The 13131-nt window shown below is 36.5% G+C and carries 11 protein-coding genes; 4 read left to right on the top strand and 7 right to left on the bottom strand.

Going from position 1 to position 13131, the window contains the following annotated elements; genetic code table 11:
• Positions 1-330: 330 nt before the first annotated feature.
• From OQE68_RS14725 to OQE68_RS14715, 3 genes are all read left to right on the top strand, one after another.
• Positions 331-1629: a S8 family serine peptidase gene (locus tag OQE68_RS14725; protein WP_180568392.1), complete on the top strand. Its 1299-nt coding sequence runs from the start codon at positions 331-333 to the stop codon at positions 1627-1629.
• 521 nt (positions 1630-2150) lie between these two features.
• Entirely contained in the window at positions 2151-2360 is a 210-nt protein-coding gene (locus OQE68_RS14720) for a hypothetical protein (protein ID WP_180568393.1), read from the top strand.
• Between the two features lie 113 nt (positions 2361-2473).
• On the top strand, positions 2474-2776 hold the full coding sequence (locus OQE68_RS14715; RefSeq protein ID WP_180568394.1) for a hypothetical protein: 303 nt from the start codon (positions 2474-2476) through the stop codon (positions 2774-2776).
• Between the two features lie 193 nt (positions 2777-2969).
• On the opposite strand, the gene lpdA is transcribed toward OQE68_RS14715, so the two are convergent.
• From lpdA to OQE68_RS14685, 7 genes are all read right to left on the bottom strand, one after another.
• Complete coding sequence (gene lpdA, locus OQE68_RS14710) at positions 2970-4442, bottom strand: dihydrolipoyl dehydrogenase (RefSeq protein WP_434801426.1); 1473 nt, start codon at positions 4440-4442, stop codon at positions 2970-2972.
• Between the two features lie 48 nt (positions 4443-4490).
• Positions 4491-5183 carry a TVP38/TMEM64 family protein gene (locus OQE68_RS31120; RefSeq protein ID WP_434801427.1) on the bottom strand — a complete coding sequence of 231 codons (693 nt, stop codon included), beginning with the start codon at positions 5181-5183 and terminating at the stop codon, positions 4491-4493.
• Between the two features lie 11 nt (positions 5184-5194).
• Positions 5195-6004 (bottom strand): sterol desaturase family protein, encoded by an 810-nt coding sequence (locus OQE68_RS14705; protein ID WP_180568395.1) that lies wholly within the window; start codon positions 6002-6004, stop codon positions 5195-5197.
• 312 nt (positions 6005-6316) lie between these two features.
• On the bottom strand, positions 6317-9016 hold the full coding sequence (locus OQE68_RS14700) for an arsenate reductase (azurin) large subunit (RefSeq protein WP_180568396.1): 2700 nt from the start codon (positions 9014-9016) through the stop codon (positions 6317-6319).
• Between the two features lie 4 nt (positions 9017-9020).
• Complete coding sequence (locus OQE68_RS14695) at positions 9021-9608, bottom strand: arsenate reductase (azurin) small subunit (RefSeq protein ID WP_180568397.1); 588 nt, start codon at positions 9606-9608, stop codon at positions 9021-9023.
• Complete coding sequence (locus tag OQE68_RS14690) at positions 9605-10768, bottom strand: cytochrome-c peroxidase (protein ID WP_180568398.1); 1164 nt, start codon at positions 10766-10768, stop codon at positions 9605-9607. The genes OQE68_RS14695 and OQE68_RS14690 overlap by 4 nt, the downstream gene beginning before the upstream one ends.
• 72 nt (positions 10769-10840) lie before the next feature.
• Positions 10841-12130, bottom strand: coding sequence for a cytochrome-c peroxidase (locus tag OQE68_RS14685; RefSeq protein WP_255490847.1), 1290 nt, complete (start codon positions 12128-12130; stop codon positions 10841-10843).
• Between the two features lie 247 nt (positions 12131-12377).
• Between OQE68_RS14685 and OQE68_RS14680 the strand changes: the two genes are divergently transcribed.
• Positions 12378-13073 carry a hypothetical protein gene (locus OQE68_RS14680; protein WP_180568399.1) on the top strand — a complete coding sequence of 232 codons (696 nt, stop codon included), beginning with the start codon at positions 12378-12380 and terminating at the stop codon, positions 13071-13073.
• Positions 13074-13131 lie beyond the last annotated feature (58 nt).

The following is a 13131-nucleotide window of genomic DNA, read 5'->3' as shown; positions in this document are numbered from 1 at the left end:
GGAATTGCCAGAAGTCCCTTAAAGGCTCACCCTAACAAGCAATTGAACTATCTTTGCTTGCTTGGAAAGATAACCAGCTTTACACTGCGCAAGCCGTCTTGCACGAAAGAACGCCAGGTTTCACAGTGGACATAAACTGTTGTTAACGATGTCCAACAATAAGAAAAAGGAGCTCTCTGTATGCGTATACCAACTTTACTGTTTTATTTTCTATTTCTCCTACCAAGCATAGCTTTTAGCTTTCCCTTTGATGAATTAAAAGCGTATGTGCAAAAAAAACATAACATTAATGAGTACTTACTTGAGTTTACCAGTAACCTTAACAATCAGATGAAGTATGATATAGAGTCCATCAAAACATTGATGACTATTTTAGGAATGGCGACTGAAAGCAGTGAGATTATATCCATCATAAAAAAATACTACTCAACAGAAAGTAAACAAGCAGATGAGTTACTCAGTTTACCTACAGTCAATATTAAGTTACTAGACTATAAGCAACAGCAATACCGTTCAGCGTTAATTGTAAAACATAAAGCCTATGGTTGGACTAATACTATTAATGAGTTTAAGGGCTTAGCACTGCTCGTATATTCCTTTTTACCCACAGAACAACAAGAACAATATCAACCGCAGCTTAATCAGGCAATCACAACTCTTAATTCATTGCATAATAATATAAAAACTATTGTTTGGGACGCGCACCCAGGTTTCAGCAAAATTAATACAAAACGATTACAGCAAGCATTTACAGGTTCTGGTACTAGAATAGCCGTTTTTGACCTATTTGAAGAGTCCTTATTAGCTACTCAAAGAAAAGAATACAGTACATCCATCAAAAGAAGCCAGGTTTTTGGTGATCCTGTAGAAATGAATCATGGTAATGCAGTTATTGATATCATTTTATCAATTGCCCCAAACGCCATAATCATACCTATTAGCGCAGACACTAAAAATTATAATAAAGCTCTAGAATTTATTATCAATCAAAAAGATATCACAGTTGTCAACATGAGCAGGACTTTTTTAGAAAAAGAAAAAGAACTAGACCAAACTTTCCAAAAGCTACTAGTAAAGTTAGCTCAGCAGACTATTGTCACAAAATCACTAGGAAACTGTGGTACAGATTTATTTGGTAACTTATCACCTATCAGACAGCGGTTAGGCTTAGGTGAAGTTGGTGCAATTACATGCTATGACACTAAGCTCATTAATCAGTTTTTAACCGATCCACTTTCTAGGCAACATCAACAAAACATTCTCTATGCAATAAATGTTAATCCTTTTGCTGATCAAACCTCCTTAACTGCAACGATACCAGGCAATTTACCAAAAGCTCAGTTACATAGCATAGCCATCCCAGCTGAAGGTGTTTACACTGCAATAACTAATAATTTTGAATCTGGTAGTTCCTTTGCTGCACCACAACTTGCAGCAGTTATCACTTTACTCTATCAAGCGTCAAACAATAACTACCCTTATCAGGATAAATCATTCCATCTTTGGTATGTAATACAAGCAATCAAAGAAACAACAAATAATAGAATAAAAAACAGCAATGAATTCGGCTTAGGGTTATTAAATGGAGATGAAGCTTTAAAATTTATAACAGGAAACCCTAAAATATAAAATCAACTGCTTTATAAATAATTATTCTAGTTTATTTATCTACTATCAAAAGTATTGTCGAGCCATACAGCTGAAGACTCGACAATATTATCATACAGGTTTTAACTCAACCCCATCATCGCAAAACTTGTGGCAGTCGTTTCAACTTATAGCCTAGCTCTCTATCCAAACCAGCCATTGTTACTGATACTAAACAATTTATCATGCATATAGCCAAATAAGATATAAATCACTATTAAAGCATACAAATCGTCTATTATTCGAATATATAAGAACTTCATCACAAAACAGCTATTAGAGATCCAATGCTGTTAGGAGAAGTTTATATTTATACACTACTAATAACATGAATAGAAAATACATAAGCAGCCGAGAAATATCTACTAAAGTCATTATACCTCTTATAAAGCATATATAGCTAACCCGTTCAATTATCCTTTTACAAATTATTATTTAGTTTTTCAAATCAAGGAATTTTATAACTATTGCAGTTAAACTTAAAAGAGGAAGAGGTATAGGCCATGGAAAAGGTTTCTAGTTGGATTTGTATATTATCGTTAGTGACATCTGTAATTTTATCTCCAGCTACTAATGCTATTTTGAATATTCATGAAACTAGCTTAGAACTTAATAATATTACTAACCATACTGTTCTAGCTTTTACCGTAGATGTAGCGATCGTCTCAAAAATAAAAGCAAAAGTAGCTAGACCTCGCAAGCGACTTAATTAATTTTTAATTACTCTAGCAATTTTCATAGTTTATACCACAAGTCAAACAAAGCTGGCCAATAACTTGCTAACTAAAACAGTGTTAGTTAGTGGATATTACGTTTTGGAGCCGCAATGAATAAACGAAGTGTTTCTTTATGTCATAATGGGTGCAACAATAGTGAAACAGAAATGGCACTATTACTTATTAAAAAGCATGAACTATTTCTTAAGAAGAACTATCCAACTCGAATAAGTAAAAGTCAGCAAGGCTTCTTCCAGTGGGCATGGTTTACTGTACTGGAAGCTATGTTATTAGCATCCTTTTATAACCTTCCAAATGATAACTTTGAGGAGTTGCTATTATTTATCATTGAGTCTCACACCTCTCATGCTAATGCAACAACCCAACAAGTTGAGCTTGAAAGCTTTGCTTAATCACAACTAAACTAAATACCTAATACAAAAGAAGGGTATGGGTACGGCCATCAAGTGACGATGGCCCCATGTACCTCTCCATCGTTGGTGAAAGGTATCACTCCAGTAACACTTATCGATGTTTACCCGTCCACTTTTTATACATTATTAATGTGGGTAAACCTAATAGTTTAATCCTGTCCGAAATAAATACCTATCGTCTCCGCTGCCATTGGTGAAACTTTTCCAGCAAAGATAAAATTGTGGGGGAGACATGAGCTTTCTTCCACATACCCGCAGCATACTTGTTTGCTTCAGACAAAGTGGGATAAATATGAATAGTACCGAGTATTTTATTCAAGCCCAAGCCATGTTTCATTGCACTCACATATTCAGCTATTAATTCAGCTGCGTGATAACCAACAATTGTGACACCTAAAATTTTATCTTTCCCTGGCTGAGTAAGCACTTTAATAAAACCATGATCTTCTTCATCCGCAATGGCCCTATCCAAATCATCAATACCATAATAAGTCACTTCATAGGGTATTCCTTGGTCTTTCGCATCTTGCTCATTTAACCCTACTCTGGCCACTTCAGGGTCTGTAAATGTAGCCCATGGAATTACAGAGTAATCTACCTTAAATTTTTTTAATCTACCAAACAACGCATTAACACAGGCATACCAGGCTTGATGAGCTGCTGTATGGGTAAACTGATAAGGGCCAGCTACATCACCACATGCATATATATTTTTATAATTTGTTTGTAGATATTCATTTACCTTTACTGTGCCTTGTGGATTTAGTTCTACCCCTAACGCTTCCAAACCTAGTCCTTTAGTATTTGCTTGGCGGCCTACAGCTAATAATACTGCATCACATTCAATTTCAATATTTTCTCCCTGGTATTCAGCTATCAGCACTTTTTTATTTTCTTGTTGCTTAAACTCTATCGCTTTATGGTTTACCCGAACGTCAATACCTTCTTCTTGAAATTTTTCAGTTACAAATCTGGAAACATCATCATCTTCACGCGGCAGAATACGTGTGGCCATATCCAGTTGAATTACCTTCGATCCTAACCGAGAAAATGCTTGCGCCAACTCACAGCCTATCGGCCCGCCTCCGAGTACTAGTAACCTATTTGGTTGTTCACGCAACTCCCAGATAGTATCTGAAGTATAATAATCTATAGTTTCTATTCCTCGAATAGGGGGTATAAATGGACGAGCTCCAGTAGCAATTACTATATTTTTTGTGGTGATTATTCTTCCATCAATTTCTACTTCATAAGGGGATTTAATTAAAGCATTACCAGTAATACAGTCAACACCAAACCCTGTATAACGTTCAATTGAGTCATGAGGCTCAACTTTTTTAATAACACGCTGTACCCGCTCCATTACTTTGGCAAAGTTTACTGTAACAGCTGCCTGCTCTAGCCCAAACTCTTCGGCTCTATCTATATAATGTTTAATTTTTGCAGATCGGATTAATGCTTTTGAGGGAACACAACCGGTGTTCAAACAATCACCACCCATTTTATGACGTTCAACTAAAGCGACCTTTGCTTTAACGGCTGCAGCGATATAGGAAGTTACTAAGCCAGCAGAGCCTGCTCCAATTGCAATGATATTCGTATCAAACTGGCTAGGCTTTGAAAACGCTTGAGGCTGTTTACTCATATTGAAAACCTTATTTTTAGCATAAGAGTTAAAAATTTATTTTTCACTTTAATTAGACTTTTTGAGCTTAACCAGCTTAATAATGCCTTTTGCAATCCATGGAAATGCAGCTAATAATAAAAATGACATAATAATACCTGGGGTAAACAAGCCAGTGAGAGATAGCTCTTCTATATTTGATAAACTAGCCCCAGCATTTACATAAACAATTGTTCCAGGCAGCATTCCTATTTGGCTGACAAAGAAAAACTGCAGTACCCTGATTGGGGTTAAACCCATGACTAAATTAATTACAAAAAAAGGAATTGCTGGTATTAGACGTAGAGTAAATAAGTAAAACCCACCTTCTCGCTCAACCCCATCATTAATCGTTTTAAGGTGAGAAGAAAATTTATTCTGTACCCATTCGCCTAACAAAGTTCTTGAAATTAGGAAAGCTAAAGTCGCACCTATTGTACTGGCAAAGGAAACAATAATAACGCCTGTTAACAACCCAAATATAAGCCCCGCAATAATGGTCATTATTGCTGCACCAGGTAAAGAAAGTGCAGTGACAAACACATAAATAACAAAAAATATTGCTATAAGGATATAAGGATCATTTTCTTGCATAGGCCCTATTTGCTCTGCATATAGGGTTTTTATACCATCAACGGTTAGATGCTGATGTAAATCAAGACTAAAAAATATCCCTACACCAATAAGCACTACTGCCAATACAATTAACTTCGTTTTAGACATAAATACAAGCCCTATAACCGTTTGAATGGTTGCATCATCATCCAGCCGATAGATGATGTATTACTGTGTTGATATTGAATTAAGCCAAGAGGCATGGTAGCTTCATTTGTTGCAGGCTTATCTCGATAAGTGCCAAACAAATAATCCCACCAGCTTAAATTAAAACCAAAGTTAGAATTTGTTTCTGTTACTACTACTGAGTGATGAATCCGATGCATACTAGGGGTAACCAGTATTTTTCTTAATAGTAGGTCAACCCTTGTTGGCAACCGAAAATTAGCATGCTCAAATAGCGACGAAGTACTAAGTAATATTTCAAATATGATTACAGCAATAACAGGAATACCTAATAAAATTATTAATAAAGACTTAAATAATGCTGAAATAATCATTTCAACTGGATGAAACCGAACACCAGTAGAGAAATCAAACTCTCGATCAGCATGATGTATCTTGTGGAAGCGCCATAACATGGGTAACTTATGCATCAATCGATGTTGCCAATAAATTGCACAATCTAGCATAATAACCCAACCTATCATCATAATGACATTATCTGTCAACTCTGACAGGCCTAGCCAATGGATTACCCCCCAATTATTATTAGCTGTCATAATAGCGACTGAAAAGGGTAATAATACTTTAAATAATACCCTCAGAATGATGGTTGATATGCCAATAAGTGCAAAGTTACTCAGTAAATGAGCCCACTTATTTTTCACTACTCGATATGGATACCGATACTCAAAGTAGCCCAACAAAGCAATAGCTACTAAAAAAACTAACAAACGGGATGCGCTTACAATATCAAGCCCTATCATAACCAAACCTTATATCAAGCTTTTATTAAGCTATTATCTTATAGAACCTGATTTAAATAAATTTATTTCATAATATTTACCAACAATTATACATTCCTGTCAGATATCACTGATTACCTGATAGAGAGGTCAAATAGTGGCTAAGCAATAACTCCCATACCACGAGGTTACAATAAGCCTTGAAGCTCTATCGCAGAGAGAATACAAACTGTCCGACAAAAAAATAGAGCCTATATAGGCTCCGAATGATCGCAGAGGACAACGAGAGATTAAGAGAGGAATATATATACTATAGAAACTACCCAAACTCTTCTAAACAATATTCCTAGGCACAAAGGAAAAATTACGAAACTGACGTTTATAAGGTGACTCACTCATTTTTTTTACTCTAGCAACGCCCATTTTGTAGTTGTAATTTCCACTGATATTGTCAACCACTCTGGCAGTTAGGGCATTGGTTGGCTGACGCATATCTAACATATTGGAATACAGCACACCTTGCTTAATTGCAGATGTTACCATTGCAATGGCTGTGACCGCTGCTTGCTCCAGCTCAATGTGTCCCTTTGCTAACAGCTCAGAGAATTGAAATTGCCCCTCATAACTACCATGCAAAGTATCTTTATAACAGGGTACCCGATCAGAATATAGAATAACTCTGTCACCAGACTCAATTCCTCTGGTTTTAGCATCAATAGGATGTATCTCTACCCAGTTTTCTGGCCAACGTTGCATGGTAAAAGCGCGCCGTTGAGTATCATCAAATCCTGACTGCCATATTTCATTTATTCGACCATTGGTAAACCAAAGTTCATCTTCTTTAGGCTGCATCCATTGATGAAAGTCTGAAAATAAACTCCACGGGTGTTTCTGTAAGTTAATTTTTCCTGTGTGTGTATTAAAAGCTAGTAATGTTTTAGGTATAATATTAGCGCCTTGAGGGCCATTTTCTAAACCTTTTTCTGCAAGCTCCTCCAGCCCCATTTCTGTATCATGTAACCGTTTAGTACCTATCAATTTATTAGTTTTGTAATTAAAAAATACTGGGGCTTGAATTCCTTCTGTACCCATTTTTCTGAATTGTTCATGTAAAGTAGTACCTGCTTTCTTTGCAGCCACTTTGACCATATAAAAGTCTTTTCTAGACCCTCTGCTAAATCGTGCGGCTTCTTCTGCAACACTATTAGAATCTTTCCACTCAAAACCATCATACCCCATTTTGCGCGCTAATTGCGCTATAATCCACCAGTCTGGTTTAGCCTCACCTGGTGGATCATAAAACTTCTGATATAACCTTAACCGTCTTTCTCCATTAGCCCGAGTAAAGTTTTCTTCACCCCAGGTGGCTGCAGGAAAAACAATATCAGCAAATCGAGCACCAATGGGATCTCGCAAATAAATATCCTGGTTAAATACTACCATTCCTCCTGAGTCAACTCGTTTTTTAAGTGTGGTAATAATTTTCTCTTTTTCAAAACTATTAATTTGATGAGGGTTCCCTTGGGTTAATTCACGAAATTTTCGATATAATCCTTGTGAGCCCGTCATCGCTTGAATCCAGGTGGTGCCTATGACATGAGCTAATCGAGTATGACCTGATACCAGCCAACGATCAACATCCAAAGCCCTACGTCTTCTACCGGGTAATTTTTCAGGAGATTTATTTCTTGGTAATTTACCTCCCCAAACACCACCCCGTTGATGACCACCAAAACGACCAATCACTCTTCCAGAACGCCCACCTGCACCACAAATAGTTGCCAGACTTGAAATTGCATTAGTATTGCCTGTGTTATTACTCCAATAAAAACCTTTTTCAATACCAAAAGAGGCTTTTATCCTAGAACCATCAGGATTAGGTTTTGCTAGCATTGCTGCTGCTAAATATATTTTTTTAACATCAATGCCAGCAACTTTTGCAGCATAGCCTGGCTCATATTCTGGCTGTGAAAAATTCCATTGTTTATAATCAACAAAACCATTTGTTTGAAATTTTCCCCAGGTGGTTCGCCACTGCCACGGTGTATTACGTGTGCCTTGCCCAAAGCCTGAGTTTGACTCCCATTTATTATTTACCCACTGCTTAATCCACTCGCTATCTTCCCAGCCATTTTCCATGATAACTCTTGCAATAGCGCCTAATACTAAAGTGTCAGTGCCAGGATATAAATCTATATGCAGCCCCCCCATTTTTTTCATATAAGCAATGCCTGAGGTTTCTCTCGGATTAAGGGTAATTGTTTGCATCCCTTTTTGAATTGCAGGCATTATATACTGAGTAAATAAAATTGTTTTTGTTTCATACGGGTCAGTTCCACAAATCATTAATACATCAGCAGCTCCCCAATCATCATAACTAGGGCCAAAATTATCAAACCCTGCATCACGAAACCCTGGTGTCGATGTGACATCAGAGGGAGTATCATGAAAAGTAAAGTTAGCCGTATTTAAATGACGTAAAGCATATTTGGTAATTGCATAAGTATTTTCAATATATTGATATGAATAGGTTTTAACACAATATGCATTTGCTCCAAATTTATCTCTTACATAAACAGCAATTTCACCTGCTACATCCATAACAAAATCCCAGCTAGCAGGTTGTAAAACACCGCCAACACGTATTAACGGTTGCAATAAACGATCTTTAGTCGCTGTTAATGGGTTGTATACCTTTTGAGCTAATAACCCTCCACGCATACTTGAATCGCCCATTTTATTAACCACTTTTGTTTGTTTATCAGGAACAATAACGATATGGTGGGGCTCTCCCTTATGCATAATGACATTATATTGAGAAGGAGCAACCCAAGCTTGTAGGGGAAAACTAGGGAAATCAATCCCAAAGGCATTTTCATTCGCTTTCATCCCTCCACTTGGCTCACTAACTGGCCATCGATAAACTTTAAATCCACAGGCAACCACACAGTAATCACAAGCAGTTGTAATAACATCGGCATTAGGGGGCGGTAGAGGGATATGATCTTCTTGGGAGCAAATATGTCTAACCATTGTTTTACCCTCTTGCCGTTGCTATTAAATTATCAGTACGTCCAAACAGTAGCCCCATAATGCCTGTAGCAACTACATTGTCATTTTGCATTTCCAGCACAATTTGCGGCAAACTTTGATAAGCTTGCCCGGAAACTAAAATACCATGACGAGTTAAGTCAAATAAGGATAAATGAAATGGACAAGGGCCTAATACTCGATGTTCATCAACAGCTTTATAAGTACCTTGCAGTGGTCCTCCCTGATGGCTGCAGTAATAACTAAATGCGACAATATCTTCATCAGGACCAATCCCACCGCCTGCAGGTACACCTAATTTTACTAAAATAGCAGCTGTATTATTCCCATCATCTGGATAATTAATATTAATTGGCTCATTGACCTTGAGTTCACTTAGCTTAGTCAGCTGTCTATTTGGGTATTTAACCATTTTGGCTGTTAATGATTGAGCTTCGCCAACTTGGTTATATATTACTACTGGAACAAAGGATGCTATAGCGGCTGTACTTGAATTAAGCAAAAATTGTCTACGATTGATTAAACAAGAGGCGTTTTTATTATCCGCATTATTTGTTATTTCTAGTGACGTCATTTTTTCACATCCTTTAACTCATTTTTACTAAACAACGGCTTATAAGCTGGTAAGCTAGGACGTTCAATTGTAATTTTCTTGCCAGAAAATGCCTGTAAAAAGGCTAATAATTGTTTTTTTTCATTGTTATTAAGCCCTAACGGCTTAATAAGCTTACTTTTTGTTGCTGGGTAAGCTGTCGTACGACCTTCACTGGTAAAACCACCAGCATCATAGAAATCAATAACTTCTGTTAGATTAGCTAACTCTCCGTTATGCATGTAGGGAGCGGTATAAAGGGTATAACGTAATGAGGGAGTTCTAAACTTCCCTTTCATAGAAGGATGCTTTGTTCGAAAATAAGCTCCTGGGTCTGCTTTAGTGTGTCGATACTGCTGTTCATCCATTCCTTTAGCATAAAGCTCATAGCGCATAGTGATTTGTGCAAGCGGATTTGTTTGCCACTCTCTACTGGGTGGCACACCAATATTATAATAAGCTTGATCAGAAGCTAATGCTCCATTATGGCATTGGATGCAGCCAGCTTTACCTTCAAATAATTTTTTCCCTGCAATTTGTTCTATTGTTAGTGCGCCGTTATCGCCATTTAAAAAGCGATCCAAAGGGGTATCAGTTTGAACCAAAGTACGTTCAAATGCTGCTATTGCATTCCAAGCATTATTAATTTTAGGCCATTCATCGCCAAATACAGTTTTAAATTGTTGGCGATACTCAGGAATGAGTGCCAACCTAGCTTCCATTAAATCATCTTCGCCATTTCCCGCAACGGCTCCTTTGGCTGCAGACTTCGCTTGCTCCTCCAACGATTTAGAAGCGCCAGCCCAAAATAATTTATCATAGTAAGCGGCATTGATTATCGTTTGAGCATTTCGCCAATGAATGGTACCGGGATAGCCCAATGATAACTTACCAGGCCAATCCCAACCCATTTCTGGTACATGGCAAGAAGCACATGATGTTGATCCATCACCACCTAATCGACCATCAAAAAAAAGAAGTTTTCCTAAAGCTATTTTTTCTGCTGTAGTTTTATTATCCGGCGGTTCTGGTACTTTTCCTAGTGGAGTAAGTGGTGGAAACTGAGAGGCACTAATGTTCTGGTTTAAAATAAATACTAAAATAATAAACAATCTAACATATTCATGTTTTAGTCTATTCATTAGCAGTCCCTGCCTTCCTAAAACTTTAAGTATAGATAATACAGTTCCCTTAGTATCAGTATAGAATAAATATCAATTTGTTTTTTGTTGCCATTTTTCAATTAAGTAATAACTATACTGCTGTTCCTGGTCAATATATTTCTTAGCTATATCTACTGGAGACGACAATGATTTTAAAAAGGCAACCAGTGCCTTTTGCTCTACCTTTGTTAAGCCTAACGGTTTAATTTTTTTATCAAGGTAACGATCTTTACCACCACCTTTATTATAAAAAGACACTACCTCATCTAATGTTTTAAAAATACCGTTATGCATATAAGGGGCTGTATAGATTAACTCTTTAAGGCTTGGAGTGATAAACTTACCAATATCACTACCATCAGCTTTATGGGTTAATATATGTGCACCCATATCTCGTTTAAGTGACATATAATCAGAAACTCCCATAAACATATTAAAAGCAATAAAGGTTTGGTGTCTTAATGGATCAAGAAATACAGACAAATTCTCTGGCACACCAGTATTATGAGGAAGCTCATCTGTAAACAAGTGTCCACTATGGCATTGACTGCAACCAGCTTTTCCATAGAATAATTTTTTACCTTGCTTGGCTTGTTTAGTTAATTTATTTAGATCATGATTATTCTTTGCAGACTTAAGCACTGTTAGAAAAGCAGGTATTGCTTTTCTAACCCCACTATTGCTTGGTTCACCTAAACCTGCTTTAGCGAATAGTGCTAAATAATTTAAGTCCTGTTTAAGTCGCTCTTGCATTAACCGCATATCCATATTCATGATATAGTCCTCAGTTAGCATTTCTCTGACTACATCATTTAAATTGGTAGCAATTCGTCCATCATGCAACCAACGGGTTTTAAGTGCGGTATTAATTAAACTAGGTGCATTACGAAAATGTTTATTACCTGGATAACCTGGTGATAATGCTGTGCTGTGAGTAAAGCCATATTGTGGTTGATGGCAATCACTACAGGCAATATTACTATCACCTGATAGCCTTTTATCAAAAAACAATCTTTTTCCTAATTCAATCAATGCATTAGTAACATTATCATTGTGCTGGACAACAGCCTTAGCCTTGGAAGCTGACTTCGTCAACACTTCAGCACTAGAGAAGCCACTATTCACAAAACATACAAACAGCACGATCATTGAGGAAATGTACACCTTCAACGGCACTAACCTGCTGATTAAACAGCCTATAAATACAACTATGGTTTGCTTTCTAACTCGTACTATGATGAAGTTCATAATTAGTGACATCCTTGTCTTCGCATGATCTAAAGCATGACGCTTTGTTTTATACCACAGTAAATCAAATATCACTTTAGCTACTTCATTCATAGCAATATCTACACCAGCTATCAAGTTTAATAACTCACTGTAAATATTATATTTTTTGTATATTAGCGAATAGTGTTAACACACAAAACGTTAAATGCATCAACATAATTTCAACAAATCGTCCAACATTTTTTTGTTTCACCTATTCATAAAGTATTCATTAACTAGACTTATAACTGTTTAACGGCTTTCACCTCCAATCCTTTGTAAAGTTTCATATATTTAAGAGTAGACTCACTGGCATAAAATGAAAATCTATACAAAACTGCAGATATTATTAACAAGCCATCTTATTTTTTTATTATTTAGCTTCTTTATCACTGCTAGTACAGCAGCAACCGATTCTAGTAAGACTGAGAAAAATATTAAAAATACCGCTTCTACTAAAGTAACTTGCTCTAGCTACTTTTGCGACTATACTGCAAAAGAAGTAAGCTGGCCTAGGGAGCCATTAAAAACCAGCCAACTAGTCCCATTATTATATAACAATTACAGTATTAAACTAAATAGCAACACATCTTTTATTGCAGTAATTGATAACGAGCTAATAGTCAAATTAGCTAATGGCAGCAAAGTATCATTCAAAAAAATAAATAAAAAATCAAGGCCAGCATTTAATAATACAAAGATTCCCACTAATGATATACCTAAGTTTATGTTTGAAGTTTCAAAGGCTTCATTATCAACATCAACTCCATTTTATAATGAAAAGTTGACTTTATACAAAATAGCAAGACAAGTTGATTTTAAGCGACCTGACCAGGTGACTTTAACAAGAAAAGGGAACTTAGTAGCTTATATTATTAAGGGAGAAGAAAATCAGTTTATTAAAAGCTGTTGGGTTGTTGATATAGAAAACCCTAATTGGTTCTTAATTATTGATGCTGAAAACAACGCAGACAAAACCATCAAGTATATTCTCAGCCATCTTTCTACTATTTAGTTCACTTTAGACATAAAAAAGCTTACCTGGCTAAGCCAGGTAAGCTCTATTACATGCT

It is taken from the genome of Spartinivicinus marinus, from assembly GCF_026309355.1.
GTDB classification, from domain to species: Bacteria; Pseudomonadota; Gammaproteobacteria; order Pseudomonadales; family Zooshikellaceae; genus Spartinivicinus; species Spartinivicinus marinus.
The sequence above is the reverse complement of the archived record's forward strand: the minus strand, read 5'-3'. Positions and strand labels throughout refer to the sequence as shown.

What these genes read in the sequence shown, in the direction of transcription:
- OQE68_RS14695 (WP_180568397.1), bottom strand. Translation starts at nt 9,608, where the DNA reads ATGACGTCACTAGAAATAACAAATAATGCGGATAATAAAAACGCCTCT.
- OQE68_RS31120 (WP_434801427.1), bottom strand. Translation starts at nt 5,183, where the DNA reads ATGTCTAAAACGAAGTTAATTGTATTGGCAGTAGTGCTTATTGGTGTA.
- OQE68_RS14680 (WP_180568399.1), top strand. Translation starts at nt 12,378, where the DNA reads ATGAAAATCTATACAAAACTGCAGATATTATTAACAAGCCATCTTATT.
- lpdA (WP_434801426.1), bottom strand. Translation starts at nt 4,442, where the DNA reads ATGAGTAAACAGCCTCAAGCGTTTTCAAAGCCTAGCCAGTTTGATACG.
- OQE68_RS14705 (WP_180568395.1), bottom strand. Translation starts at nt 6,004, where the DNA reads ATGATAGGGCTTGATATTGTAAGCGCATCCCGTTTGTTAGTTTTTTTA.
- OQE68_RS14715 (WP_180568394.1), top strand. Translation starts at nt 2,474, where the DNA reads ATGAATAAACGAAGTGTTTCTTTATGTCATAATGGGTGCAACAATAGT.
- OQE68_RS14685 (WP_255490847.1), bottom strand. Translation starts at nt 12,130, where the DNA reads ATGAATGAAGTAGCTAAAGTGATATTTGATTTACTGTGGTATAAAACA.
- OQE68_RS14690 (WP_180568398.1), bottom strand. Translation starts at nt 10,768, where the DNA reads ATGAATAGACTAAAACATGAATATGTTAGATTGTTTATTATTTTAGTA.
- OQE68_RS14725 (WP_180568392.1), top strand. Translation starts at nt 331, where the DNA reads ATGAAGTATGATATAGAGTCCATCAAAACATTGATGACTATTTTAGGA.
- OQE68_RS14720 (WP_180568393.1), top strand. Translation starts at nt 2,151, where the DNA reads ATGGAAAAGGTTTCTAGTTGGATTTGTATATTATCGTTAGTGACATCT.
- OQE68_RS14700 (WP_180568396.1), bottom strand. Translation starts at nt 9,016, where the DNA reads ATGGTTAGACATATTTGCTCCCAAGAAGATCATATCCCTCTACCGCCC.